This window comes from Streptomyces bacillaris (assembly GCF_003268675.1).
GTDB classification, from domain to species: Bacteria; Actinomycetota; Actinomycetes; order Streptomycetales; family Streptomycetaceae; genus Streptomyces; species Streptomyces bacillaris.
In genome coordinates this window covers 463,918-490,812 of record NZ_CP029378.1, presented here as the reverse complement: position 1 = coordinate 490,812, position 26,895 = coordinate 463,918, and the positions used below count along the sequence as shown (strand labels likewise).

The window sequence follows — 26,895 nt, the reverse complement described above, 5'->3', positions numbered from 1 at the left end:
CATGAGGTCACCCGCCGCCGCGTTCGGCCGGGGGAGCCGGTGGCCCGGCGGCGGTCCGGGGCAGGGTGAGGACCATGGTGAGGCCACCGCCGGGGGTGTCCTCGGCGGTGAGGGTGGCCCGGATCGCCTCGGTGAAGCCGCGCGCGACCGCCAGGCCCAGCCCGACGCCGGCACCCCGTGGGGCGTCCCCGAGGCGCTGGAACGGTTCGAAGATGTGCTCCTTGGCCGTGTCGGGGACGCCGGGGCCCCGGTCGACGACGCGGAGGACCACCCGGTCGTGCAGGCTCCCGGCCGATACCAGGACGGGGCAGCCCGGCGGGCTGTACTTGACAGCGTTCTCGACGATGTTGGCGACGATACGTTCCAGCAGTCCACGGTCGACGGCGACCATGGGCAGGGTCTCCGGGATGTCCAGCTCCACGCTGCCCTCGGGCACACCGCTCAGGGCCATGGGGACGACTTCGTCCAGATCCGTCTCCCTGATCATCGGGACGACGGTGCCTGTGTTCAGCCGGGACATGTCCAGGAGGTTGCCGATCAGCGCGGCCAGCCGGTCGGCCCCCTCCTCGATGCCTTCGAGGAGGGCCTCGCGGTCGGTCTCCGACCAGGTGACGTCATGGGAACGCAGCGAGGTGACCGATGCCTTGATCCCGGCCAGGGGCGTGCGGAGGTCATGGCTGACGGCGGCGAGCAGGGCCGTGCGGAAGCGGTCGCTCTCCGCCAGCTCGCGCGCCTCCTGGGCCTGGCCGACCAGGCGCTGCCGGTCCAGGGCCACGGCGGCCTGGGCGGCGAACGCGCCCAGGACCCGGCGGTCCTCGGCCCGCAGCGCCCGGCCGCTCAGGACCAGGGCCAGGTTGTCCCCCACGGGGATGTCGACGTCGGCGTCCTCGGGACGGCCGACCGGGCGGCCGCCGACCGCCGCCGCGCACGACCAGTGCTCGACCTCGCTGTCACGCTCCAGCAGGGCGACGGAGTCCATGGCGAAGGTCTCCCGGAGCCGTTCGAGCAGGGCGTCGAGGGAGTTCTCACCCCGCAGGATGCTGCCCGCCAGGAAGGACAGGATCTCCGACTCGGCGCGCAGCCGGGCGGCCTGGTGGGTACGGCGGGCCGCCAGGTCGACGACCGAGGCGACGGAGACGGCCACACCGACGAAGATCACGATGGCGACGATGTTCTTCGGGTCGGAGACCGTGAACCGGTGGAAGGGCGTGGTGAAGAAGTAGTTGAGCAGCAGGCAGCCGGTGGCGGCCGAGGCGAGGGCGGGAAGCATGCCGCCGAGCAGAGCGGCGGCGACGGTGAAGGTGAGGAACAGCAGCATGTCGTTGGCGAGCCCGAGATCGGGAACGACGGTCTTGAGCAGCAGGCCGAGGAGGGCGGGCCCCAGGATGCCGACGAGCCAGCCCCAGACGATCCGGGCCCGCCCGAGCCGGGCGCCCCCGGCGGTCGGCAACCCGCGGCCCTTGGCGGCGGCGTCGTGCGTGACGATGTGGACGTCGAGGTCGGGACCCGACTCACGGGCGACCGTGGCGCTGACCCCGGGGCCGAGGACGTACTGCCACGCCCTGCGGCGGCTGACACCCAGGACGATCTGGGTGGCGTTGACCCCGCGGGCGAAGTCCAGCAGCGCCGAGGGCACATCCTCACCGATGACGTGGTGGAACGTCCCGCCGAGCCCCTCGACCAGCGTGCGCTGGACGGCCAACTCCTCGGGCGACACGGCCTTCAGCCCGTCGCTCGCGGCGATATGGACGGCCAGCACCTCGCCGCCTGCCCCCTTCTCCGCGAGGCGGGCGGCGCGGCGGATGAGGGTGCGGCCCTCGGGTCCACCGGTGAGGCCGACGACGATGCGTTCACGGGCCTGCCAGGTGGTCCGGATGCCGTGCTCGCCCCGGTACTGCCGCAGGTACTCGTCGACCCGGTCGGCGGTCCACAGGAGGGCCAGCTCACGCAGGGCGGTGAGGTTGCCGGGGCGGAAGTAGTGGGAGAGGGCCGCGTCCATCCTGTCCGGCCGGTAGATGTTGCCGTGCGCCATCCGGCGGCGCAGCGCCTGGGGCGACATGTCGACCAATTCGATCTGGTCGGCCCGCCGCACCACCTCGTCCGGGACCGTCTCGCGCTGCCGTACCCCGGTGATCGACTCCACGACATCGCCGAGCGACTCCAGGTGCTGGATGTTGACCGTCGACACGACGTCGATCCCGGCCCTCAGCAACTCCTCGACGTCCTGCCAGCGCTTGGCGTTGCGGCAGCCGGGGACGTTGGTGTGGGCCAGCTCGTCCACCAGGGCCACGGCCGGAGCCCGCTCCAGGACCGCGTCCACGTCCATCTCGGTGAACGTGGCTCCCCGGTGCTCCAGCGCCCGACGCGGAACGGTCTCCAGCCCGTGCAGCATCACCTCCGTCCGGGGCCGCCCGTGGTGCTCCACGAACCCGACGACCACGTCGGTGCCGCGCTCGATCCTCCGACGGGCCTCGGAGAGCATCGCGTACGTCTTGCCGACGCCCGGCGCCGCACCGAGATAGATCCGCAGTCTTCCGCGTTCCATGACCGTTCCCTGCCGTTCCGTGCTGTTCCTTGCCGTTCCGTGCCGGACGAGGACTCAGGGTTCCGGATTCATCGGTTCCGGGTCAGGTTCCTGAGCGCCGTGTTCAGCTCCAGCACGTTCACCCGGGGTTCCCCCAGGAAGCCGAGGACCCGGCCGGCGGTGTGGTCCGCGACCAGATCCTCCACCTCCCCGACATCGAGGCCGTTCTTCGCGGCGACGCGGTGGACCTGGAGCTTCGCGTACGCCGGTGAGATGTGCGGGTCCAGGCCGGAACCGGACGAGGTGACGGCGTCGGCCGGGATGTCACCGGGGTTCACCTTGTACGTGGGCGTGGAGTTGTCCCTGACCACGGCGGCCCTGGCGTCCCGCACCCACCGGATCAGCTCCTCGTTGTCGCCGGAGCGGTTGGTGGCTCCGGAGAGGAGCAGCGAGTACTGCGTGTTGACGCTGTTGGTGCCGAGCCCGTTGGAGGGGCGCGGCTGGAACCACCGCAGGTCCGGGGCGGGAGTCCCCCCGCCCCCCTCCGGCGGGAGGTCGTACCGCTGCCCGATGAGGGAGGAGCCGACGACCTGCCCGCCCGCGTCCCTGATCTCGGAGCCGTTGGCCTTGTCGGGGAACAGGGCCTGGGCGACGCCCGTGACGGCGAGGGGATAGAGGAGCCCGCAGACCAGGGTGAGGACGAGCAGGGCGCGGAGACCTGCCCCGAGTACGCGCGCGGTGTTGCCGACGGTGTTGTGGGTCATGGCGGATCAGCCGATTCCGGGGATGAGGGAGAGGAGCAGGTCGATGAGCTTGATGCCGATGAACGGGGCGACGATGCCGCCGAGTCCGTACAGGGCGAGGTTGCGGCGCAGCATCCGGTCGGCGCTCGCGGGCCGGTAGCGGACGCCCTTGAGGGCGAGCGGCACCAGGGCGACGATGATCAGTGCGTTGAAGACGACGGCGGAGAGGATCGCGGACTCGGGCGAGGAGAGGCCCATGATGTTGAGCCTGTCCAGCGACGGATACGCCACGGCGAACATGGCGGGGATGATCGCGAAGTACTTCGCGACATCGTTGGCGATGGAGAACGTCGTCAACGCGCCCCGGGTGATCAGGAGTTGCTTGCCGATCTCGACGATCTCGATGAGTTTGGTGGGGTTGGAGTCAAGGTCCACCATGTTCCCGGCCTCCTTGGCGGCGGAGGTGCCGGTGTTCATCGCCACGCCGACGTCCGCCTGGGCGAGGGCGGGGGCGTCGTTGGTGCCGTCGCCGGTCATCGCCACCAGCTTGCCCCCGGCCTGCTCCCGCTTGATGAGGGCCATCTTGTCCTCGGGCGTCGCCTCGGCGAGGAAGTCGTCGACCCCTGCCTCCTCCGCGATCGCCTTGGCGGTCAGCGGGTTGTCGCCCGTGATCATCACCGTACGGATGCCCATCCGGCGCAGCTCCCCGAACCGCTCCCGCATGCCCTCCTTCACCACGTCCTTGAGATGGATCACTCCCAGGACCCGGGCACCCCGGTCGTCCTCCACGGCCACCAGCAGCGGCGTGCCACCGGCCTGGGAAATCCGGTCGTTGAGGGCGTGCGTGTCCCCGGAGACGCTCCCGCCCCGCTCCTTCACCCACGTCACGACCGAACCCGTCGCCCCCTTGCGGACCTTCCGTCCGTCCAGGTCGACGCCCGACATCCGGGTCTGCGCGGTGAACGCGACCCATGCGGCCCCGGTCAGCTCGCCCCGGTCCCGCTCCCGCAGCCCGTACTTCTCCTTGGCCAGCACGACGACCGACCGGCCCTCGGGGGTCTCGTCGGCGAGCGAGGAGAGCTGGGCCGCGTCCGCGAGTTCGGCTTCCGCCACGCCCTCGACCGCCAGGAATTCCGCTGCCTGCCGATTGCCCAGGGTGATCGTCCCGGTCTTGTCGAGCAGCAGGGTCGATACGTCACCGGCGGCCTCCACCGCACGACCCGACAGGGCCAGCACATTGCGCTGGACGAGCCGGTCCATCCCGGCGATGCCGATCGCGGAGAGCAGGGCCCCGATCGTGGTGGGGATCAGGCACACCAGCAGGGCCGCGAGCACGATCAGCGAGGTCTGGTCGTCGGCGCCCGCGTAGATCGCGAAGGGCTTCAGGGTGACCACCGCGAGCAGGAAGACGATGGTGAGGGAGGCCAGCAGGATGTTCAGGGCGATCTCGTTGGGCGTCTTCTGCCGGGCCGCGCCCTCCACCAGATTGATCATCCGGTCGATGAAGGTCTCGCCCGGCTTCGTGGTGATCCTGATGACGACGCGGTCGGAGAGCACCTTCGTACCGCCGGTCACCGCGCTGCGGTCGCCGCCGGACTCGCGGATGACCGGGGCCGATTCGCCGGTGATCGCGGATTCGTCGACGGAGGCGACGCCCTCGACCACGTCCCCGTCGCCGGGGATGACGTCTCCGGCCTCACAGACCACCAGGTCCCCGACGCGCAGCTCCGTTCCGGCGACGCGCTCCTCGGCCGCGCCGATGACGCGGCGGGCGACGGTAGCGGTCTTGGCCCTGCGCAGGGTGTCGGCCTGGGCCTTGCCCCGGCCTTCCGCCACGGCCTCGGCAAGGTTGGCGAAGACCGTGGTCAGCCAGAGCCACGCGGTGATCGCCCAGCCGAACCAGTCGGTCGGGTCCGTGACCGCGAGCACGGTGGTGACCACCGAGCCGACCAGCACCACGAACATCACGGGCGATTTGATCATCACGCGCGGGTCGAGTTTGCGCAGCGCGTCCGGGAACGACTTGAGGAGCTGCTTCGGGTCGAACAGGCCGCCGCCGACACGAGTGGCCGGCCTCTCGCCGCCGGTCGGCGGCAGGTCTCCGTGCGGAGCGCGGGCGGGGGTGACGGTGCTCATGAGGCGAGCCCTTCGGCGAGCGGGCCCAGCGCCAGGGCCGGGAAGTAGGTGAGTCCGGTGACGGTGAGGACCGTGCCGACGAGCAGCCCCGCGTAGAGGGGCTTGTCGGTGCGCAGGGTGCCCGCGGTCGTGGGCACCGGCTGCTGCTCGGCGAGCGAGCCGGCCAGCGCGAGGACGAAGACCATCGGGAGGAAGCGGCCGAGCGCCATCGCGATGCCGATGGTGGTGTTGAACCACGGAGTGTCGGCGTCGAGTCCGGCGAACGCGGAGCCGTTGTTGTTGGCGCCGGAGGTGTAGGCGTACAGGATCTCGGAGAAGCCGTGCGCGCCGGTGTTGGTCATCGAGTCGGCGGGCGTCGGCAGGGCCATGGCGACGGCGGTGAAGCCGAGCACGAGCGCCGGAGTGACGAGGATGTAGCAGGCGGCGAGCTTGATCTGACGGGTGCCGATCTTCTTGCCCAGGTACTCGGGGGTGCGGCCGACCATCAGCCCGGCGATGAACACCGCGATGACCGCCATGATCAGCATGCCGTACAGGCCCGAGCCGACGCCGCCGGGAGCGATCTCACCGAGCTGCATGCCCAGCATCGTGATTCCGCCGCCGAAGCCGGTGTACGAGGAGTGGAACGAGTTCACCGCACCGGTCGAGGTGAGCGTTGTGGCGACCGCGAAGAGGGACGAACCGGCGATCCCGAAGCGGGTCTCCTTGCCCTCCATGGCCCCACCGGCGATTTCGAACGCGGCCCCGCGGTGGGCGAATTCGGTCCACATCATCAGTGCGGTGAACCCGATCCAGATGACGGCCATCGCGCCGAGGATCGCGTACCCCTGTTTCGACGAGCCGACCATCCGCCCGAATGTCCGCGTCAGCGCGAACGGAATCAGCAGGATGAGGAAGATCTCGAACAGGTTGGACAGGGGAGTGGGATTCTCGAAGGGGTGGGCGGAGTTGGCGCTGAAATAGCCGCCGCCGTTGGTGCCGAGTTCCTTGATGGCCTCCTGGGAGGCGACGGCACCCCCGTTCCACTCCTGCGGACCGCCCAGGAACTGGCCGACCTGGTGAATACCGGAGAAGTTCTGGATCGCCCCGCAGGCGACCAGGACGACCGCCCCGATCACTGATATCGGGAGCAGGATACGGACGGTGCCGCGCACCAGATCGGTCCAGAAATTGCCGAGTTCACCGGTACGGGACCGGGAGAAGCCCCGTACGAGCGCGACGGCGACCGCCATGCCGACCGCCGCGGAGACGAAGTTCTGCACCGCGAGGCCGCCGGTCTGCACGACGTGCCCCATGGCCTGTTCGCCGTAGTAGGACTGCCAGTTGGTGTTGGCGACGAAGGACACGGCGGTGTTGAACGCCTGGTCAGGGCTGATCGAGGAGAAGCCGAGCGAACCGGGCAGCAAGCCCTGCATCCGCTGCATCAGGTAGAGGAGGAGGACGCTCACCGCAGAGAAGGCCAGGACGGCGCGCAGATAGGCGGGCCACCGCATCCCGGCGGCCGGATCGGCGCCGATGACCCGGTAGATCCACCTCTCCGGGCGGTAGTGCCTCTCGGAGGAGTAGACCTTGGCCATGTAATCGCCCAGTGGGCGGTGGACGAGGGCAAGTGCGGTTATCAGCGCGAGAAGCTGGAGCACACCAGCGATCTGGGAACTCATTTCGGCACTCAGAACCTCTCCGGGTAAAGGAGGGCCAGAACGAGATACCCGACCAGGGAGACGGCCACGACAAGGCCGACGAAATGCTCGGCGGTCACAGCTTGGTCACCCCCCGGGCGACGAGAACCACCAGCGCGAATACCGCGATCGTGGTGGCGACGAAGGCCAGATCGGCCATCGCGAGCTCCTGGGATGAGAAGTGAGGAAGGGAATCGGCCGGTCGGCCGACATAAGCAAACCTCGGGTCCGAGCCGGTTGTTGACCATCTTGACGGGGCTCATACGGGACGGGGATATTCTTGACGCCGGCCTGACGCCATTGCCTGCACAGCGCTACAAGGTGTCACTCTCCGCATCGCGCTTCGCATCGCGCGAAAGGCCGCGCTCACCCTCGGGGCCGGGGAGCGGAGGCCGAAGGGACGGCGGACAGGGTCTGGCCGCATTGTCAGTGGGGGCGCCTAGAGTCTCTCTCACTCGTCACGGTGCGTTGCCGTCGGCGGGTCTCATCAGCGTGCCGCCGCCCGGCGGCGCCGTACGGAACACGGGGAGAACAGCGCATGGGGTGGGTACCGGCGGGCGACTACGAAGTCGGCCTGGAGGCGGGCAAGGTGGTCTGCCGCAACGGGAAGGGCCGACGGCTGAAGTCCGTCCCGGCCAAACTGAAGGACGACCCGGCGGTCGTCGGCCTCCGGCAGCTCACCGAGTGGCTGGAGCGGCACGAACGCCGGTGCCTGAGCGATGTCGAGCAGTGGATGGTGCGCTCGCTGCCCGTCCCCACCGCCGTCCTCGCCCGGGTCTGGCCCGACCCGGCGTGGCAGGCGGCCCTGCGGGACGTGGTGGTGACCGGCGCGGACGGCGGGGTCGCCGGGTTCCTGCGCGATGTCGACCCCGACCGCGGCCTCGGTCTCGTCGACCTGGACGGTGACACGGTCCGGATCACCCCGGACGTGGTGAGCGTTCCGCACCCCGTCCTCCTCGACGACCTGGACGAGCTGCGGGAGTTCGCGGTCGAGCTGGAGGTGAGCCAGCAGGTGGAGCAGCTGTTCCGCGAGGTGTGGCGCCGCCCGCCCGGCCTCGCCCCGGACACCGTCTCCGTGGACACCTACGCGGGCGGTGCCTTCAAGGAGCTGCGGTTCCTGCACGGCCGCGTCACCCAGCTCGGCTACCGGTCGCGCGGCGGCTACGCGGTCTGCCCGGTGGTGGAGGACGGCACCACCGTCGAGGCGCGCATCTGGATCGGTGAGCACGACGGATACGGCGAGTACGACACCGAGACGGGCCCCTTGGGCTGGACCGACCCCTCGGGGCGCACGCTGACGGCCGCCGAGGTCGGCCCCGTCGCGTGGTCCGAGGGCATGCGCATGGCGGCGGCGCTCTACGCCGGTCGCGACGTGGAGGACGAGGAGCGGGCGGCATGAGCACCACGACGACGAACAACGACGCGAACAGCACCGTGAACACCGAGACCGAGACCGAGACCGGCATCGGGGCGGCTGCGGCGGCGCTTCCCGCCCAGGCGGGCGACCAGGCCCGTGGCCGTACCACCGACAACACCGCCACCACCGAAAACACCGCCCCCGCCGGAGACCCCGCCGCCGAGGCCCGCGCCGCGGCCCTGCTGGACGCGGGCGCCGTCGTCCCGGCCGGCACCACCGGACGGGACGACGCCGACGCGCTCACCGCCCGCACCTACACGCACCCCGCCCTCGGCGACCGCCCCGTGGTCCGCCTGGTGCCCGGCACCCTCGGTGAGGCCGAGGACCTGGCCCTGGAGTTCCTGGGGCTGACCCGGGCCGCCGAGGCCCCCGTCGTCGGTCAGGTCCGCCGCGAGACGCTGGGCTTCCCCGCCTGGGCGCTGGTCAACGACCCGGCCAACGGGCACCACGCCCTGGCCCTGGTCAAGGACATCGAGCGGCTGGGCCGACAGGCCAAGTCCCGCGCCGGTGCCGCCAAGGAGGGCTTCGACGAGCTGGGCACCCGGCTCGGCCGAGCCGTGCCCCACTTCCTCCCCACCTACTACGAGCAGGTCGCCCGCCTCTTCCTCCAGGCGGAGAACACCGTCTACGCGGCCTCCTTCTTCGGCAAGGCCCGCGAGGCCGAGCGGGTTCACGGCCTCGTCGTGGACGAGGACCGGCAGCGGGCCGTCTTCCTGGAGTTCGCCTTTGCCGGTGCGCTCACCGTCAAGGCGCTCCGGCAGTACGTACGCGACCTGGTCGCCCGGCTCGATCCGGCGGACGCCTGGGCGCAGTTCCGCCGTCTGCTCGTCGAGCGCTGTGCCGCGGGCATGCCGCCCTACGCCGCCCTGCCGCAGGACGTCCGCGCCCTGGTCAAGGCCGCCGGACTGGACCGCGAGAGTGCCGAACGCGACCTGGTGGCCGACCTGATCGGCTCCCCGGGAGTCGTGCGGGCCCCCGCCTCGTTCTGGACGGCCTACCGCCCGGCCGTCGTCGCCCTCGCCCAGCGGGACCCGGCCGTGCGCGCCCGGCTCCTCGGCTTCTTCCCGGAGACCTTCACCGAGGACGGCAGCCGGGGCGCGGACGCCGAACGCGGCTGGCTCACGCTGCTGGCCGAGTCCGGCGCCGAGGACCTGCTCACGGCCCTGCCCGGAGCCTCCGATGCCCCCGACGCCTCTGCGGTTGGCGCCTCCGGGACCGCTGTCACCTCCGCCACCGGTACTTCCGGTATTTCCGGCGCTTCCGGTCGTCCCGGTTCGCCCGGCGAGCGCGTGCCCGCCGTCTCCCCGGCGGACTGGCTCGCCCGCTGGGAGGCGCACCGTCGCCGCAACCGGGCCACCGCGGGCCGCAGCCCGGAGACCCTCGCGCTGGTCGCCCGCGCGGCGGACCGGCTGCGCACCGACGCACGCCCTGTCGAGCTCTTCCAGGGCCGCTGGCAGCGCACCGCCGACCTGGACATCCTCGACCTCTGCCTGGCCTCCGGAGTCCCGGTCGCCGAGCCGGACGACGAGGACCAGGGCGCCAGGTACGCCCCGGGCTTCCCCCTCGACGGCTGGCTGACCGACACCGCGCCCGGCGCGCGGGGCCTCACCGCCCTCGACGGACACCCCGCCTTCCGCGCCCTGCTGAGCCGCACCGTCGGCCAACTCGGTGGCGGACGCGGCCAGCGGGTGAGCGACACGGGCATGGCCCGGCTGGCCGCGCACCCCGTGCTCTCCGGAGTCCTGCGCGAGTGGCTGACCGCCCGCGCCGAGGAGTACACGGCCGCCCGGGGGCTCCCCGGACTGCAGTCCGCCCTCAACAAGCTCTCGGGATTCCGTGCCGTGGCCGCCGAGGTCGCCCCGGAGGCTGTGCGGCTCCTCAAGGCCCACGACGTGGTGCCCCTGCTCGCCGCAACCCTGCGTACCGGCGTCCTGGACGAACTGGGCTGGCCCGCACTGGACGAGACGTACGCCGAACTCGCCGCGGAGGCGGCCGCCGCCTCGGCGGGCCAGCGCCACCGCTCGGAGAGCGTCGGCGTCACCGGCGCCTGGCCCGCGCTGATCCTCAACACCTTCGAACGCGTCGTCGTCGTCGGCCCCGAAGGCGTCCTGCTCCGGCACACCCTGCGGCTGCCCGCCACCCTGGACCGCTGGCGCACCCTCGGATTCCGTTACGCCGACGGCGAGTTGCTCGTCATCTGGTGGGAGGACGGCAAGCAGCGCGGCTACTGGTCGCACCGCCCCGCCGAGGTCTTCACCGTCGGCGGCGAGCAGATCCCCCGATGGGGCCACTCCGGCGCCTCCGACGAGGTCTGCCTCCCGCTGCCCGGCGGCGGCCGCGCCACCGGCGGCAAGGCCCTGCACGCGGGCGACACCTCCCTTCCGCCGCAGCGCGCCGTCATCTCCGACGGCACCGGCCACTGGCGCGACGGACACCAGGGCAAGCAGCGCGTCTGGCTGGAGTACGACCCCGCCACCGGCACCCACGGCCGCGCCTCCCTGCCCGCCTTCCTCCGCTCCGGCGTCCAGGACGGCACCCGGCTGCTCACCGAGCACTGCCAGGTCCTGCCCCTCCAGCCCGGCCTGGAGAACACCCCGTTCGGCACGGACGGCACGGTCCTGGGCCGCTGGGTCCGCCGTACGGTCACCGAGCCCGGCACCGCCGCCCCCGCGGACGGCGACCGCATCGTCGCCGGCACCCCCGACGGCCGCACGGTGACCCTGCCGTACCCGCTCTGCGCCGACTGCGCCCCGGTGCCCCTCGGCGCCCTCGCCCTGCCCGGCGGATCACGGCCGGTCATGGCCCTGCACCACCGTTCCGTCGAAGCACGCCCGGCGGACACCGACGGCACCGGCGGCACTCTGTGGTCCGTCACCCCCGACTCCTCCGGCGGCAACGACGCGGCGGGCACCCCCTACGTGCCACCCGTCGCCTACTGGCACGCCCTGCGCCCGAGGGACGAGCGCGGCTCCGCCGCCCTGCGGGCCCTGACGGACTCGCGGGCGGGGGAGCTGTTGAAGGAGGTCGCCGCAGCGGTCGCCCGGCACCGGGAGGCGTTCCGGGCGGTCGAGGAGTACACCGGGCCCTCGTCGCGGGAGCTGAGCGAGGAGGCCGTCGCCCGGGTCCTGCCCGAGGTGTCCGACGCACGGCTCCGCGCCGGAGTCACCGGCCTCGTCCGCAACGCGGTGGACCGCGCCGCCGCAGCCGTACGGTACGTGACACCGCCCGAGCCCGCCCAGCCGGTCACCCCCCGGAACACCGCGCGCACCCAGGGGATGTTCTTCGACCACGCGCCCGAGCACGGCGACGACACGACCCTGCGGGAGGCCACCGCCTTCGGCTCCGAGCGTCTGTACGGCGGCTGGTGGGGAGGCGGGCCCCGGTGGACCACCATCCGGCAGATCCTCGGTGTCAACCATGTCCTGGGCGGCGAACCGGCGTTCGGCCCGCCCGTGCCGTCCAAGGCCCCCTTCACCCCTGTCGACGGCTGGCAGCGGGACGAGTTCACCGTGCCCGTCGGCTCGCTGTCCTGGACCTCCCTCCTCGACCAGCTGCCCGAACTCGCCTACCGGGCCGCCTCGTCGGCCCTGTCCCCCGAGCACCGCGCCGGGCTCCTGGTCCTGCTGGACACCTTCGCGGCGGGCCCGCTGGCCGACCCGGCGGGCACCGTCCGGCAGGTGGACCTCATCGAGCCGTACAGCGGCACGCCCGGGCGGGGACGCCGGGACGCCGTGCAACGCCTCGGCCAGGTGCTGCGCAAGGGCGGCCGTACGGTGGTGGTCATCGCCGAACGCGGCTGGAACACCCACGACGACGTGGCCCGTTGGCTGGCCCTGGACCACGACCCGACCGGTGCCTTCGGACCCGTCGCCGGCTTCACCCTGGACCGCGAGCGCATCTTCCGCGAGGGCATCGACCGCGACCGGCTGACCCGGCTCACCGCCCTCCTGCGGGAACAGGGCCCCGCGCCCTGGCGCCCGGAGGTCGCCGAGGCGTTCCACACGGCCACCGGGATCGGACCGCTCCAGGCCGTCGCCCTGCTTTCGGCCGCCGTCGCGGAGCCAGGCGCCGAGGCGCTCGCCCTGCTCGGCGCCAAGACCCGGGCCTTCGAGGCCGCCCGGGCCAGGCTGGACGCCCTGCCGGGCGACGAACGGCACGCCCTGCTCAGGGCGTTGCTGCCCGCGGACCCGGCCGAGCTGTGGACCAAGGGCCCGGACGTGGAGGCCGCCGCCGAGGTCTGGCGGGAGCGCCTGGGCTCCCTCGTCCGCGTCCCCGAGGAGCTGGACCTCGACCTGTCGGGCACCACGCCCGGCGCCGTCGACCTGGTCCTCAACGCGGTCTCACGCAACTGGCTCACCCACGGCACCGACGTCCCGGACGGGACCGGCCGCCCCGCCCTGCGCCGGGTCGGCGCACGCGGTTCGGTCGCCTCCGCCCTGACCGCGCTGCGGACCCTCGCCTACACCCTGCCGTACGGGCACCCCCTGCGGGCCCACCTGCCCACCGGGCTGGCGGCCCTGCGCGCCCGCCTCGCCGACCCGGCGCTGGTCCTGGACCTCGGTCTGGACTGGACGGAGGAGGGCAAGCCGATCGGCGTCCCGATCCGCGCCGCCCTCGGGCTGCCCGAGTCCGGCGGGGCGGACGCGGACGGACTGGTCCGGGCGGGTGCGGCGCTGCTCCTCGGCCCCGGCCACGGCTACGGCAACCACGAGAAGCTCCTGATCCGCCCGGCCGGTCTGACGGGCCCCGACGACCCGGCCTTCGGCCTCGTCGAAGGGACGGCCGCGCCCCACGCCACCGGCGACCTCCTCGCTCTGCGCGCCCTGCTGGGGGAGGAGACCGAGGCGCTGGTCTCGGCGGGCCTCCCCGACGGCTCGGCGGAGGCCGGGGGCACCAAGCCTTCGGAAGCCGCTACGTTCTCCGAAGGCGCCCCGAGTGCCGACGGCCTGCCGCACTACCCGGCGCAGGACCCGACCCGCGCGGTGCCGGAGCTGGTGGCGGAGGCGGCCGGGACCCTCGGCCTGAGCGCGGATGCCGCCGCCCTCTATCTGATGCTGCTCACCCTGCCCGACCCGACGGACCGCAACTGCGTCCGCTGGACGGAGTGGAAGCCGGCCCGCGTCAAGAAGGCACGCGCCGAACTCGCCGCCACCGACCTCGTCGTGGAGGCGAAGCGCTCCCGCGCCGGTCGCACCCTGTTCCTGCCCTGCGGCTGGATGGAGCGCAACGCCCCCGCGCTGCCGTTGGAGACCTGGAAGGAAGGCCTGTACCCGGTGGTCGGCGGTGTCCGCACCGTGCCCCACCTCCCTGTGCCCGCGCTGTTCGCGGCCGCCTGGGCACGGGTGCGCGGCGGCGACGCCCCCGCCTTCGAAGAACTGGACACCCGCACCTCCCGGAAGGGCCGCCGCCGATGACGAGCGACACCACCACCAGCAGCGACATGGACAGCACCACTGTGGCCGGCGTCCCGGACCAGGCGGCGGCGCCCGGCCGGGAACACCGCCAGGTCACCCCGGCCGAGGACCGGTACGCCACCGAACTGGCCTTCCTCGCCGCCCAGGACACCGGCCCCCGCCCGCCCGGCTGGCAGCTCACCCCGCGCGCCGTCGTCACCTTCGTGACCGGGAGCGCGGGGGAGGCGCTGAGCCTGCCGAAGGGCGCCCGGCCCGACGCCGGGGTGCCGCGCCGCCTGGTGATCGAGCAGAAGTTCGTCGGTGAACGCGCCCTGGTCGAACGGTGTGTGGTCACCCTCGCCGGAGAGCGCGGACTGCTCCTGGTGGGCGAGCCCGGCACCGCCAAGTCGATGCTCTCCGAACTGCTGTCGGCGGCCGTCTGCGGCACCAGCGCACTCACCGTGCAGGGCACCGCGGGCACCACCGAGGACCAGCTCAAGTACGGCTGGAACTACGCGCTGCTGCTCGCCCAGGGCCCCACCGAACAGGCCCTGGTGCCCTCCCCGGTGCTCACGGCCATGACCCGGGGAGCGGTCGCCCGCGTCGAGGAGGTCACCCGCTGTCTGCCCGAGGTCCAGGACGCGCTGGTCTCCCTCCTCTCCGAGCGGCGGATCGCGGTCCCCGAACTCGCGGGCAGCGAGGGCGCCCAGGTGCACGCGGCCCCCGGCTTCACCCTCATCGCCACCGCCAACCTGCGGGACCGGGGCGTCTCGGAGATGTCCGCCGCCCTGAAGCGGCGCTTCAACTTCGAGACGGTCGGCCCGATCGGGGACGTGGACGCCGAGACCGCGCTCGTCCGCCGCCAGTCGCGCGCCGCCGTGGAACGGGCGGGCGCCGCCTACCAGGTGGACGACGCGGTCCTCGAAGCGCTGGTCACGGCCTTCCGGGACCTGCGCGAGGGCCGCTCCACGGAGGGCTGGGAGGTCGAGCGCCCCTCCACGGTGATGAGCACGGCGGAGGCGGTCTCCGTCGCGGGCTCCCTCGGCCTGGCCGCCGCCTACTTCCCGGGGGACCGGGACGTGCTCTCCCTCCTGCCCGGCCATCTGCTCGGCGTCGTCCGCAAGGACGACCCGGCCGACGCGGCACGGCTGCTGGGGTACTGGGACGGCCCGGTCCGCAGGCGCGCCGAGCAGGGGTCGGCCACCTGGCGTGCCCTGTGGGACCTGCGCGCGGTGCTGGAGAACTGACGGATGAGCGAGTCGACCACGCCCGAGGAGCGGGCGGCCATGCCGGAGGGGCGGCCGGTTGCCGAGGCGCCCGGAGCCGTCCCACCGCAGGGCCCGGAGGCGGGGCCCGTCACCCCGGAGGCCGCGGTGGCGGCGCTCGCGGCGGACGGGCCCGGGCTGCCGTTCCTGATCGGGGTGCGCCACCACGCGCCCTCCCTCGCGGCCGCCGTCCCGGCCCTGCTGGACGCGGCGGCCCCGGACGTCCTCCTCGTCGAACTGCCCGCCGAGTTCCAGCCCTGGCTGGGCTGGCTCGCCCACGAGGAGACCCGGGCCCCGGTGGCGCTGGCCGCCGTGCCCGCCGCAGGAGCGGGCGCGGGCGGCGAACGGGGGCCCGCCTTCTACCCGTTCGCGGACTTCTCGCCCGAACTGGCCGCCCTGCGCTGGGCGGCCCGGAACGGGGTCCCGGCCGTGGCCTGCGACCTCCCGCTCGCGGACCGGGCCTGGGCGCGGGGCGGGCCGGACGCGCCTGTGCCCGCGCCCGCGCCGGGCGCCGACTCCGTACGCGTACCGGGGGAGGGCCACGGGCTGTCCACCGCCCTCCGGTCCCGGCTCACCGGCCGCGAAGGCGACGACCTGTGGGACCGCCTGGTGGAGGCCCCGGCCCCCGGCTCCTCGCCCGAGGCGCTCCGCCGCGCCGCCCTGCTCACCGGCTGGGCGCTGCGGTACGAGGCCGAGGCGCGGTACGGCGTGGACGGCACCGACCTCGTGCGCGAGGCGTGCATGCGCGACCACATCGCCGCAGCCCTGGCGAACGGGCAGCGGCCCGCCGTGGTGGTGGGCGCCTTCCACACCCCGGCGCTGCTGCCGTCCGCCGTGCCGGGGGCGGACACGGCCCTGGTGTCGGGCGCATCGGCGGCACCCGGCACCTCCGGGGCTCCGGCGGGCCCGACGTACGCCCCTGCGGACGCACCCGATGCCGCCGCGGGCGTGCCCGACACGGGGCCGGATGCATCCAGCGGTGCCGCCGCAGGCACTCCGTACGCCCCCGGGGACGCGTCCAAGGCCGGCACGGACGCGCCCGACACCCCGGCCGACGCACCGGCCACCCCCGCCCGCGAGCCCGGCGCGGGTTCGACGGAGGCGGCCTGCACCGTCTCGCTGATCCCGTACACGTACCCCCTGCTCGACTCCCGCTCCGGCTACCCGGCGGGCATCCGGGACCCGGAGTGGCAGCACACCGTCCTGGACGCCGCCGGGGACCCGGCCGCCCTGCATGAGGCGCTGATCCGTACGGCGGTCCGGGTCTGTGTGGCCCTGCGTGAACAGGGCCACCCCTACGGTCCGGCGGACGGCCGGGAGGTCGTACGGGTCGCCGGGGACCTGGCACGGTTGCGCGACCTGCCCGCCCCCGGGCGCGGTGAATTCCTGGAGGCCGTGCAGACGGTGCTCGGCCGGGGCGAGACCTACGGCACGGGCCGCGCCGTCGCCCACGCGCTCGAACGTGTCCTCGTCGGCTCCCGTACCGGACGCCCCACACCCGCCGCCCCGCGCAGCGGCCTCGGCCCCGCCGTGGAGGCCGAGACCGAGGCGCTGTCCCTCCCCGGCCCGGCGGACACGGCCGGGAAGGCCCCGCGCGACCTCCGGCTCGACCCGGCCCGCTCCGCCCTCGACGGCCGCCGTGAACTGCTGCTGCGCCGGCTGACGGTGTGCGGCATCCCGTACGCGCAGGAGCAGGAGGTGACCGGCGCGGCGGGTTCGGAAGGGCTCACCACGCGCTGGCAGGTGCGGTGGACCCCGGCCACGGCCGCGATGCTCACCGCGGCCGGAGCCCGGGGCGTCACCCCCGCCCAGGCGGCCGAAGGCGTACTGCGCGGGCGGCACGCGGCCGAGCGCGCGGAGGGCGGCCCGACGGCCGCGCAGGTCGTACGCGGCCTGACGGAGGCCGCGGAGTGCGGGCTCCCCGCCCTGGCCGAGGAGCGCCTGACGGAGCTGGCGGCCGTACTCCCCGCGAGCGGGACCCTTCCCGAACTCCTCGCCGGTCTCGACCTCCTGGACCGCGTCGCCGCAGGTCACCTGCCGGGCCTGGCGGTGCCCCGCGACCTCTCGCCCTCCGGCACTCCCGACGCCCTCGCTGCCCTCCCCGCCCGCCTCGCGCACGCGGCGGAACTCCTGACCTCGGCGGCGGTCCGGCAGGTCGACGGCCTCACCGGTTCCGAGGAGCCCGAGGACGCCCGGGCGCTGCTCGAACTGGCGCAGCGCGCCGACCGGGTGGGCGGTATCCGGCTTGCCGACGCCCTCGCCCGGCTCGCCTCCGACGGCACCCCGCTGATCGCAGCGGCCGCCGGAGCGGTCCGGGTGCTCACGGGCCACGAGCAGGCCGACACCTTCGGGGTGCGCGTCGCCTCCTGGGTGGACGCGGCGGTGGACAGCCCCTCCCGGGCCGCCCTGATCGCCCGTCTCACCGGCGTCCTGACGGCGGCGGGCCCGCTCCTGACCGTCGGCGTCGCGGCCCTGGACCCCTTGCTGCACCGGGTCGTCGAGCTGGACGACGCCGCGTTCCTGGCCCGGCTGCCCGCCCTGCGCGGGGGTTTCGACACCTTGAGCCCGGCCGCCCGGGACCGGCTGCTGGACACCGTCGAGGAGCGCCTGGGCGAACGGGTGGACCTCGCCGGTGCCGACGACCCGGCCGAGTTGGCACGCCGCGCGGTCGCGGACCTCGCGGCCCGCGACCTCCTGGCCCGCCTGGGCCTGCCCGTCCCGTCCCCCGGGGGCACCGAGGGGCACCCGCCTGCGGCCCACACTCCAGAGCCCGCGCCGACGACCACCGCCACCACCACGGCCCCGCCCTCGGCCTGCGCCACCATCACCCCGTCTCCCGCCGACCGGGCGCACCCCCACCCCCGTACAACAGAGGAGGGCACCAAGACCGGCACCGGCACCGCCCAAGCTCCCAGCCCCGAGACCGGCCCCGACGCAGCCACCGGGACCGCCGCTCCGCCGACCGGCCTCGGGGGTGCCACCACCCCCGTGCGGACCCTCGCGCCCGCCGACCGGTGGCGGCTCGTCCTCGGCCGGCGTCCCGACCAACTGCCGCCCGGGGCCGCCCGCCTGGCCACCGCGCTGGACGAGTTGTACGGGGCGGGGCGTGGTGAGGGCTCCCGTGGGGGTCTGCCCATGCCCGGCCAGGGCCGAGGCGGCCGGGAGGCGTCGTTCCCCGGCGTCCGCGAGTGGTCCGAGGAACTCGCCGCGCTCTTCGGCCCCGGCGTCCGTGAAGAAGTCCTCGCCGCCGCTGCCGCGACCGGACGGCAGGACGTGCTCACCGAACTCGACCCGGCCGCCGCCACCCCCTCCGTGGAACTGCTCCGCACAGTCCTGCGTTACGCCGGCGGGCTCCCCGAGGCGCGCCTCGCGGCGCTCCGGCCGCTGGTCCGCCGCCTGGTCGACGAACTGACCCGGCAACTGGCCACCCGGCTGCGGCCCGCCCTCACCGGCACCATGCAGGCCCGGCCCACCCGTCGCCCGGGCGGACGGCTGGATCTGCCGCGTACGCTGCGCGCCAATCTGGCCACCGCCCGCCGCACGGAGGACGGCACGGTCCAGGTCGTCCCCGAGAGGCCGGTGTTCCGCAGCCGCGCCCGTCGGTCGGCCGACTGGCGCCTGATCCTGGTCACCGACGTTTCCGGGTCCATGGAGGCCTCGACGATCTGGTCCGCGCTGACCGCTTCCGTACTGGCCGGGGTGCCGACCCTGAGCACCCACTTCCTGGCCTTCTCCACGGAGGTTGTCGACCTCACCGGCCATGTGCACGACCCCCTCTCGCTCCTCCTGGAGGTGAGCGTGGGCGGCGGCACACACATCGCCGCAGGCCTCCGGCACGCGCGCAGCCTGATCACGGTGCCCAGCCGCACGCTCGTCGTCGTCATCAGCGACTTCGAGGAGGGCGCCCCGCTCGGCGGACTGCTGTCCGAGGTACGGGCCCTGGTCGCCACCGGCTGCCATGTCCTGGGATGCGCCAGCCTCGACGACGTCGGCCGGCCCCGCTACTCGACGGGCGTGGCCGGGCAGCTCGTGGCCGCCGGTATGCCCGTGGCGGCCCTCAGCCCACTCGAACTCGCCCGCTGGATAGGGGAGAAGACCGCATGACCGCCGCCCAGTTGCCCCCCGTCGCGCCGGAGGTCACGGCCACGCTGGTGGAGGACCTCTCGCCCCGGCTGCGCAAGCGGCTGGACGCGGCGGTCACCAAGCTCGCAGCCCGCCCGACGCACCGCGACGGGGACACGGTGACGGTCGCGGTCGACGACGACACCGAACTGCGCCTCCACGCCCCGGGCGGGGTGGTGGCCACGGTGGACGCCATCACCTGCGGCTGCCTCCTCGCCCCGGCCTGCCTCCACCGCGCGGCCGCCGCCTGCGCGGCCCCCGCGGCGGACCCGCCCTCCGAACCCGTCCCCGACGCGGCCCCCGAACCCGCTTCCGCAGCGGACCCGACCCTCGAACCCACCCGCGCCACGCCCCAACAACCCGCCCCTGACCCCGCCGCGCAACCGGCCACGACGCCCCCCGACTCCACCCCCCTCACGACGACGCCCCACGCGACCGACTCCACCCCGGCAACCTCAGCTCCCGCCCCGGCCCCCGCTCCCGCTCCCACTTCCGCTCCCGAGGAGGCGAGCCCCGCGCAGCGCGAGGCGGCTGCCGGCCTCTGGTCGGCGGGCGCCGCCGTGCTGGAGGCGGGCGTGGACGGGGCCGGTGCCGTCGCCCAGGCCGCACTGCTGCGGGCCGCGCACACCGCCCGGCTCCGGCAACTGCCGCGCGCCGCGTCCGCCGCGCTGTCCGTCGTCACCCTGCTGCGCGCGGCCCGCGCCGGTGACCCCTCGTACCGCACCGCCGACCTCGTCACCGCCCTGGCCGAACTCCTGGGCACCGCACACCGGGTGGGGACGGCTACCGGTGCTGAGCTGGCAGCGGTACGGGGCCGTGCCCGCCGCCCGTACAGCCCGGACGGCTCCCTGCGCCTGTACGGCCTGTTCACCGAACCCGTGGTCACCGAGTCGGGGCACGGCGGCGCCCGCACCTGGGTCGCCACCTCTGACGGCCGGCTCTGCACGGTGGGGGACGTGGCACCCGGTGGGGTGGGGCGCGCCCTGGGCGTGGCCGACCGCACTGTGCGCCTCGGGGACACCGCTCTCACCCACCGGGAGCTGGGCCGGGCCGGTCTCGTGGTCGCGGGGGCGACGGTCTCCCCGGACGGCAGACTGGGCGCGGGGAGGGGCGTCAAGGCTGTCACCGCCCGGGGTGCCGCCTGGACGGAACCGCCCCTCGCCGCCCTGTGGGAGACCCCGCCGGCCGAACAGGCCGCCCGCGCCCTGCGGTCCGTCTCCCGCTACGCCGAACCGGACGGCGGCGGCAGCGACCTGCTCTTCCTGGACGTCGGACTCCTGGGCGCGGTACGGGAATCGGGCGGCGCCTGCCTGCTCGCGCGGTGCGACGGCGGGCCCCTTGTCCGCCTGACCGTCGCTGACGACGACCCCGGGCTGGCCCATCGCGACAACCTGATGCTCCTGGCCACGGCACCGGGTATGAGGCTGCGGATCATCGGCCGCCTGGTGCCCGCCCAGCACCCCCGGCTCACCCTGCTCGCCTGCTCGCACCCCACCGGGGAGGGCACGGTCGACCTCGGTTTCGACCGTCTGCGCCGCGCCGACCTCCCCGGCCCGGGCGCTCCCGTGCACGCGGCCCCGCCCGGCAGCCCCGGCGCGGAGTCGCCCCTCCACCTCCTGGAGCGCCGCGTCGAACAGACCGTCCCGGCGGGCCGCGCCGCCCTCGGCCTGCTCGGTGACGTCACCGCCGAGGCCCGCCGCCTGCGCCACGGGGGCCTCCCCACGGCCGCCGGACTGCTCACCGCCCTCTGCGCCTCGGCGGCCCAACGCGAACGCGACCTCTTCGGCCGCCTCCTCCCCGCCGACACCGACGGCTTCGCCACCCACTGGCTCGCCGCTGCCCGCTACTCCGCCGCCGTTGCCGAATCCCTGTGTGCGGCGGCCTGGGGACCGGGCCCGGGGATCCTCACAGAGAGCCCCACAGGCGCCGCTACCGCGTCCCGCCTCGCCGGAACCGTAAGCCGCCGATGAGTACCCCCGTACGAAGAGCCTCCGCCCGGACGCCGATCTGCTGACCGGCCCCGACCGACGCCGTCACCGACCGGGCCGGGTGCGAGCGGAAGCGACCGGCCCGGGGAGAGACGTCGTGGCGTCGGGGAGTTGCCCTGCAACCGCCTACCCTTCGGCGGTTGTGACCACATAGTCCGGGAGCCGATAGCCCAGTCTTTCCATTTGACCGGTGATTGCATGGGGATGCAATGCGGCCGCCAGGCCCGCCAGGCCGCGAGACCCGTCAAGCCAGGAGCTTCGCCTTGGCCCGCTCGTACTCGTCCTCGTTGAGCGCGCCCTTGTCCTTGAGTTCGGCGAGCTTGGCCAGATCGTTCACGTGGTCGCTCCCGCCGGAGCCGCCGCCCGAGGTGCCCGCGGCCTCCCTCACGTACTGCCGGAAGGCCGCCTCCGAGTCCTTGACCGCCTTGGCGTCGCGCTCGTGCATGCTGCGGCCCCGCACGATGAGGTAGATCAGCACGCCCAGGTAGGGCAGCAGGATGACGAAGATCAGCCAGCCGGCCTTGGCCCAACCGTTCAGCGTGTGGTCGCGGAACAGGTCCGTCACCACCTTGAACAGCAGGAAGAACCACATGACCCAGAGGAACAGGTACAGCATGGTCAGGAAGAGATTCAGGAGCGGGTAATCGTCCATGGGGCCAACTCCGTTCGAGCCGTTGATCCCTCATTCATACGCTTGGTCCTCTTCCTCCGCATCTGCGCCGTGCGCCTGCGGGCAGCCCCCGGTGAACACCGGCGCGAGGCTCCGTCGGCCTGAACGGCCTAGTCAAACGTCGCACAAGCCGCGAACCCGGCGTCTTCTTGGTGTGATCGGCAACCTCGATCACGTCTTCATGAACGACATCGGGCTCACCACGCTGACCGGCCACATCCCCACGTACGCCTACGCCACGTTCCAGATGGGATTCGCGATCATCACGGTCGCCCTGATCGGCGGTGCCGTCGCGGACGGGGCCACGATGAGGGGGTGGCTGGTCTTAGTCGTCCTGTGGCTGCTGATCGTCTATGTCCCGCTCGCGCACTGGGTCTTCGACGACGGGTGGATCGTCAAGCACCTGGGCGCCCTGGACTTCGCGGGCGGGCTGCCGGTGGAACTCAACTCCGGGGTCGCCGGTCTGGCTGTCGCCCTGGTGCTGAGGGCGCCGCGCGACTTCGCCCGCCGTGAGGAGCGCCCCAACAACATCCCGCTGGTCGTCGTCGGCGCGGGCCTCCTCTGGTCCGGCTGGTTCGGGTTCAACTCGGGTTCCGCGCTGACCGACCAGGGGAGCGCCGCCGCTGCCTTCATCAACACCCAACTGGGCGCCGCGGGCGCCATGGTGACCTGGCCCCTGGCGGAGAAGTGGCGTACGGGCAGCGTCAGCACGATGGGCGTCGTCTCGTCCGCCGTTGCGGGCATGGTGGCCATCACGCCCGCCTGCGGGGAGATCGACACCCTGGGCGCGGTCGTCACCGGCCTGGTCGTGGGCGCGGTGAGCGCCTTCGCCGTCACCCTCAAGTACCGCTTCGGCATCACGACACCCTCGACGTGGTCGGGGTGCACGGCGTGGGCGGCTTCATCGGCCTCATCATGGTCGGCCTCTTCGCCACCGCCCGGATCGGCGGTCAGAAGGGGCTCTTCGAGGGCGGCGGCTGGGCGCTGCTGGGCAAGCAGCTCGTGGCGATCGCCGCGGTGATGGCGTTCTCCTCCGTCCTGACCTGGCTCATCGCGAAGGCCGTCGACCGGACCGTCGGGTTCCGCGCCACCGAGGAGTACGCGGGCGTTCCCGGCAAGGAGGAGGAGCGCGCGTACGACTTCCGGACCGCCGAGCGGCTGGAGGAGATCGTCGCGGGCAAGGCCGCCTCCGCCGCGAGCGACGAGGAGATCGTCCGGCAGATCAGCCGGCTGCTGCGGGACCGTCAGGCCTCGCGCTGATCCGCAGTACGTGCGCGGGCGGGTGGGGCACCTCCAGGTCCGGGCGCCAGGCCGCCAGGATCTGGGCCGACGGGTCGAACAGCGGCGCGGGCAGTTGCTCGGGGGCGGTCCACCGCCAGGCGCTGATCAGATGGGGCTCGGTCACCTCCGGGACCCCGGAGCCCAGACGTACGAGCGCGCCCATGCTGATTCGGTTGATCCCGCCGATCACGTCGTGGACCATCGCGAAGACGTCCACCGCGCTCTCGTCCACCACGAGACCGGTCTCCTCGCGCAGCTCCCGCACCGCTGCCGCCGCGACCGACTCGTGCGTCGGGTCGACCTTGCCGCCGGGCAGCTCCCACGTACCGCTGTGGTGCCTCCCCAGCAGCACCCGCCCCCGCTCGTCCGCCACGATCACACCGACCCCGAGGGCCGCCTGTGCCGTAGGTGGGCGGGTGTTGCGGGAGGGGCGGGGGAGGGGGCCGGTGGCTTCGGCGGTCTCCGTGGACATCGTGCTGCTCTCCGCTCTCCGGGATCGGTTCCGGGGTGCTCCGGTCTCCGGGATCGTCTCCGGGGTGCTCCGGGCCGTCGGTCGTACGGGGACACCGTAACGACACCGCGAGCCGCCGGTTGCGGCGTTGGGCCGGATCCGGCCCCGGGGCCGGTGCGTGGGCCCAGTGCGTCGGCCGGTGCCGGGGTTGGACGCTGCTCAGACCACCAGCCGCAGCGCCGTCGCCGAGATGCCCAGCCGTACGCTCTGCCCCCAGGTCAGCTCCAGCGCGTCGGCCTCCATCCCGTCCCCGAAGGCCACGATCCGGTCCGACTCCACGGTGAGCCGGAGTCCCTGTCCCCGGCCCAGCTCGCCGGAGACCTGCGAGGTGCCCGTGGCGGGGGAGGGCCAGGCCTCGCGGACGAACCAGAGGAGGCGGGGGTCGCACGGCGCGGGCAGGGGTACGGTGCTGCCGCGCTCCAGCCACAGGGAGCGGAGCCAGCCGGTGGCCCCCGTTCCGGTGCCGACGAGGACCCCGGAGGAGGCCTGGGCCTCGCCCGGGGAGCCGTCGCCGTCGGGGGCCAGGCGGTAGCGGGCCGTCTGATGGCCGGGCGGGCCGAGGTAGATCTCGTTGAGCGCGACCAGCCGCTGGGTGTCGTCGGCGACCGCCTCCACCATCGTCAGCGCCTCCACCGTGCCCCCGGCCGCCGTCGCGGCGCGCAGCAGGGCGGCCGTGTCGGCGCACCGGTGGCGGACCAGGACGCCGGGGTTGCGGCCGGGGTCGGTGTCGATGCCCACCACCGGCTGCCCGGACAGATACTTCGCGGCGTTGGCGACCAGCCCGTCCTGGCCGACCACGACCACCACGTCCTCCGGCGCGAAGAGGAACCGGTCAAGGTCCGCCCGCTCCACCCGGGTGGAGCGCCAGGTCAGTGGTACGGCCGCCGCCACGTCCCGCAGAGCCTGCCGCGTACGTTCGTGGCGCCGGGCCACCTCGTCGATCGAGCGGCCCCGGCTGGAGAGGAAGAACGCGGCCTGCCCGTGCGTACCGTGCCGGGCGAGCAGCTCCTCGTACTCGGTCCGGCGGTGTACGAGGACGGCCCGGGGCGCCAGACTCACGCTCCTGCCCTGCCTTCCGGACGGCCTTCCGCCCGGCCTACCGCCCCGCCTTCGGGGCGGCCGAGCTTCGCGAGGAGGCCGGTGAGGACGTCGGGCGAGAGAGTGAGGCTCTCGATGCGCGGCACGTTCTCCGCGAGCCGGGTCGCCGCCAGGGCGTGCAGCGTGGCCGGGTCGACCTCGCCGTGCACCCGCAGCCAGGCCGCCTGCGCCTCGGCGCGCGCCGCACCCGTCTCCCGCGCCGCTGCCGCCTCCGCGCGCGCCAGGCGCACCTTACGCGCCGCCTCGGCCTCCGTCCGTACGCCGTCGGCGGCGGCCTTCTCCTCGGCCTCGCGGCGGGCGTTGGTGCCGCGTTGGTCGACCAACTGCTCCTCGCGCCGGGCCAGTTCGATCTGGCTCGCCAGCTCGTTCTCCGCGATGGCGCGCTCGCGCTCGACGGCCACCGCGCGCCGCTCGTAGGTGGCCCGGTCCGCCTCCTGCTGGATCTGCTCGCGCGCCGGGGTGCGCAGAGCGCGCTCGACCTCGGCCTCGGGGCGGATCGCCACGACCCGCACGGCCACCACGTCGATGCCGGTGGCGGGGAGCCTCGGCTCGGCGGCGAGGCCGGTGGCGACCCGTTCCCGTACGGAGGCGACCCCGTCCACCAGGGCCTCGGCCAGCGGGGTGCGGGCCAGCACGTCCAGCGTGTGCTGCTGCGCGGTCTCGGTGAGGAGGGTGGCGATCTGCTCCAGCGGCGCCCCGCGCCAGCTCCCGGTGTCCGGGTCGACGGAGAAGTCCAGCCGGTCGGCCGCCAGGGCCGGGTCGCTGACCCGGTAGGTGACGGTGGCCTGGACGGTGACGTCCTGGAAGTCCGCCGTACGGGCGTGGAACGCCATGGCCAGCTCCCGGTCGTCGACCGGCACCTCGGAGAGCGCCGCCGACAGCGAGCGGTACCAGAAGCTGAGCCCCCGGCCGTCGTGGGCGAGCGTGCCGCGCTTGTGGTGGCGGATGTGGGCGGTGGGCGCGGAGCGCAGATGCCGCCAGCCGAAGCGCCGGGTGATGTCGGCCATGGGGACCCCCTCGAACTCGTACGCAACCGCGCACTTCATCTCGTCATGACGACGATAAGGAGTGAGGGGTTATATAGTCAAGATGACGAGAAGGGGGGTCGGATTGCTCGGTGCGCCAAGTCCCTGGCCGGGATCTCGCCGCCCCCGTGCACGGCCAGGTCGGCGCCGTTGACGTACGCGGCGTGCGGCCCGGCGAGCCAGAGGCAGGCGTGCGCCACGTCCGCCGGGACCGCCAGCCGTCCCATCGGCACGGTGCCCGCCACCGCGGCGCCCCCGTCGTCGCCGTAGAGCGCGGTGGCGTCCGCCGTACGGACGAGGCCCGCGGTGATGTGGTTCACCCGGACCCTGGGTGCCCACTCCAGGGCCAGCGCCCGGGTCAGCCCGAGCAGCCCCGCCTTCGCCGCCGAGTACGCGGCGGTGCCCGGCTGCGGGTCGTGCGCGGAGACGCTGCCGATGTTGATCACGGCCCCGCCCTCCGGCTGCTCCCGCATGACCAGGTTGGCGGCCTGGGCCGCGTAGAAGGGCGCGAGCAGATTGAGGGCGACGACCTTCTCGACGAAGCGCGGGGAGACGGTGGCGGCATCGGCGTCGGGGGAGCCGCCCGCGTTGTTGACCAGGACGTCGAGCCGGCCGAACCGCTCGGCCGCCGCCGCCACCAGTCCGGCCGCCGCCGTCGGATCCCGGACGTCCGTGGCGTGGAAGGCGGCGCTCCGCCCGCCCGGCGAAGGGAGGGTGGCGGGTGCGGTACGGCCGCAGACCATGACCTCCGCGCCCGCCGCGAGGAATGCCTCCGCGATCACGGCGCCGATGCCCTTGGTGCCCCCGGTGACGATCACCGCCCGCCCGGCGAAGTCGATCGGATCGGCCAGTTCCATGGTCCGCCCCTCGATGGTGGTCCCGGTGGTGGTCTCCGTGCGTGCGGGGGAATCTACCAATCGCTTGTTTGGTGCGATAGGTGCCGCGAGCCGGGACCGGGACGTGAGGCACGGTGGGTGCGGGGTGGGCAGGGAATGAATACGGGCGGCCGGTGACCTCCGAAGAGGGCACCGGCCGCCCGGGTG

15 protein-coding genes and 1 pseudogene are annotated in these 26,895 nt (G+C 73.9%); 6 read left to right on the top strand and 10 right to left on the bottom strand.

Annotated elements, in window-relative coordinates; all coding sequences use genetic code 11:
• Nucleotides 1-7: 7 nt before the first annotated feature.
• The 5 genes from DJ476_RS02160 to kdpF form a co-directional block, all read right to left on the bottom strand.
• Nucleotides 8-2,545 (bottom strand): DUF4118 domain-containing protein, encoded by a 2,538-nt coding sequence (locus DJ476_RS02160; RefSeq protein WP_112489666.1) that lies wholly within the window; start codon nucleotides 2,543-2,545, stop codon nucleotides 8-10.
• A 68-nt stretch (nucleotides 2,546-2,613) separates the two neighbouring features.
• The gene (locus tag DJ476_RS02155) at nucleotides 2,614-3,288 is read right to left on the bottom strand and encodes a potassium-transporting ATPase subunit C (RefSeq protein WP_112489665.1); all 675 of its coding nucleotides are present in this window, start codon (nucleotides 3,286-3,288) and stop codon (nucleotides 2,614-2,616) included.
• Between the two features lie 6 nt (nucleotides 3,289-3,294).
• Nucleotides 3,295-5,403 (bottom strand): potassium-transporting ATPase subunit KdpB, encoded by a 2,109-nt coding sequence (gene kdpB / locus DJ476_RS02150; RefSeq protein ID WP_103417747.1) that lies wholly within the window; start codon nucleotides 5,401-5,403, stop codon nucleotides 3,295-3,297.
• Nucleotides 5,400-7,064 (bottom strand): potassium-transporting ATPase subunit KdpA, encoded by a 1,665-nt coding sequence (kdpA, locus tag DJ476_RS02145; RefSeq protein WP_103417746.1) that lies wholly within the window; start codon nucleotides 7,062-7,064, stop codon nucleotides 5,400-5,402. Before kdpA ends, kdpB begins: the two co-directional genes overlap by 4 nt.
• Before the next feature lie 8 nt (nucleotides 7,065-7,072).
• Nucleotides 7,073-7,162, bottom strand: a complete 90-nt coding sequence (gene kdpF / locus DJ476_RS02140) for a K(+)-transporting ATPase subunit F (protein ID WP_103417745.1) — start codon at nucleotides 7,160-7,162, stop codon at nucleotides 7,073-7,075.
• A gap of 458 nt (nucleotides 7,163-7,620) precedes the next feature.
• Here kdpF and DJ476_RS02135 point away from each other — a divergent pair, with 458 nt between their 5' ends.
• From DJ476_RS02135 to DJ476_RS02115, 5 genes are read left to right on the top strand one after another with little or no spacing between them, the layout of a single operon-like run.
• Nucleotides 7,621-8,481: a DUF4132 domain-containing protein gene (locus DJ476_RS02135; RefSeq protein ID WP_103417744.1), complete on the top strand. Its 861-nt coding sequence runs from the start codon at nucleotides 7,621-7,623 to the stop codon at nucleotides 8,479-8,481.
• Nucleotides 8,478-13,913, top strand: a complete 5,436-nt coding sequence (locus DJ476_RS02130) for a hypothetical protein (RefSeq protein ID WP_112489664.1) — start codon at nucleotides 8,478-8,480, stop codon at nucleotides 13,911-13,913. Before DJ476_RS02135 ends, DJ476_RS02130 begins: the two co-directional genes overlap by 4 nt.
• A complete protein-coding gene (locus DJ476_RS02125) occupies nucleotides 13,910-15,139 on the top strand; it encodes an ATP-binding protein (protein WP_112489663.1) in 1,230 nt (409 codons plus the stop codon). The genes DJ476_RS02130 and DJ476_RS02125 overlap by 4 nt, the downstream gene beginning before the upstream one ends.
• 3 nt (nucleotides 15,140-15,142) lie before the next feature.
• Nucleotides 15,143-19,261, top strand: coding sequence for a vWA domain-containing protein (locus DJ476_RS02120; protein ID WP_318294300.1), 4,119 nt, complete (start codon nucleotides 15,143-15,145; stop codon nucleotides 19,259-19,261).
• Nucleotides 19,258-21,249, top strand: a complete 1,992-nt coding sequence (locus DJ476_RS02115) for a hypothetical protein (RefSeq protein WP_112489662.1) — start codon at nucleotides 19,258-19,260, stop codon at nucleotides 21,247-21,249. Before DJ476_RS02120 ends, DJ476_RS02115 begins: the two co-directional genes overlap by 4 nt.
• A gap of 262 nt (nucleotides 21,250-21,511) precedes the next feature.
• Here the strand turns inward: DJ476_RS02115 and DJ476_RS02110 are convergent, their stop codons facing one another.
• Nucleotides 21,512-21,919 carry an SHOCT domain-containing protein gene (locus DJ476_RS02110; protein WP_053558255.1) on the bottom strand — a complete coding sequence of 136 codons (408 nt, stop codon included), beginning with the start codon at nucleotides 21,917-21,919 and terminating at the stop codon, nucleotides 21,512-21,514.
• Nucleotides 21,920-22,088: 169 nt separating this feature from the next.
• Here DJ476_RS02110 and DJ476_RS02105 point away from each other — a divergent pair.
• A pseudogene (locus DJ476_RS02105) lies at nucleotides 22,089-23,197 on the top strand (ammonium transporter); the annotation flags it as partial.
• Here the strand turns inward: DJ476_RS02105 and DJ476_RS02100 are convergent.
• The 4 genes from DJ476_RS02100 to DJ476_RS02085 all read right to left on the bottom strand — a co-directional run bounded on the left by DJ476_RS02100 (nucleotide 23,160) and on the right by DJ476_RS02085 (nucleotide 26,709).
• Nucleotides 23,160-23,690 (bottom strand): nucleotide triphosphate diphosphatase NUDT15, encoded by a 531-nt coding sequence (locus DJ476_RS02100; protein WP_103417740.1) that lies wholly within the window; start codon nucleotides 23,688-23,690, stop codon nucleotides 23,160-23,162. The pseudogene DJ476_RS02105 and the gene DJ476_RS02100 sit on opposite strands and share 38 nt — an antisense overlap.
• Before the next feature lie 198 nt (nucleotides 23,691-23,888).
• Nucleotides 23,889-24,788 (bottom strand): NAD(+)/NADH kinase, encoded by a 900-nt coding sequence (locus DJ476_RS02095; RefSeq protein WP_103417739.1) that lies wholly within the window; start codon nucleotides 24,786-24,788, stop codon nucleotides 23,889-23,891.
• On the bottom strand, nucleotides 24,785-25,834 hold the full coding sequence (locus DJ476_RS02090) for an SPFH domain-containing protein (protein ID WP_103417768.1): 1,050 nt from the start codon (nucleotides 25,832-25,834) through the stop codon (nucleotides 24,785-24,787). Before DJ476_RS02090 ends, DJ476_RS02095 begins: the two co-directional genes overlap by 4 nt.
• Before the next feature lie 77 nt (nucleotides 25,835-25,911).
• Complete coding sequence (locus DJ476_RS02085) at nucleotides 25,912-26,709, bottom strand: SDR family oxidoreductase (RefSeq protein ID WP_112489661.1); 798 nt, start codon at nucleotides 26,707-26,709, stop codon at nucleotides 25,912-25,914.
• Nucleotides 26,710-26,895 lie beyond the last annotated feature (186 nt).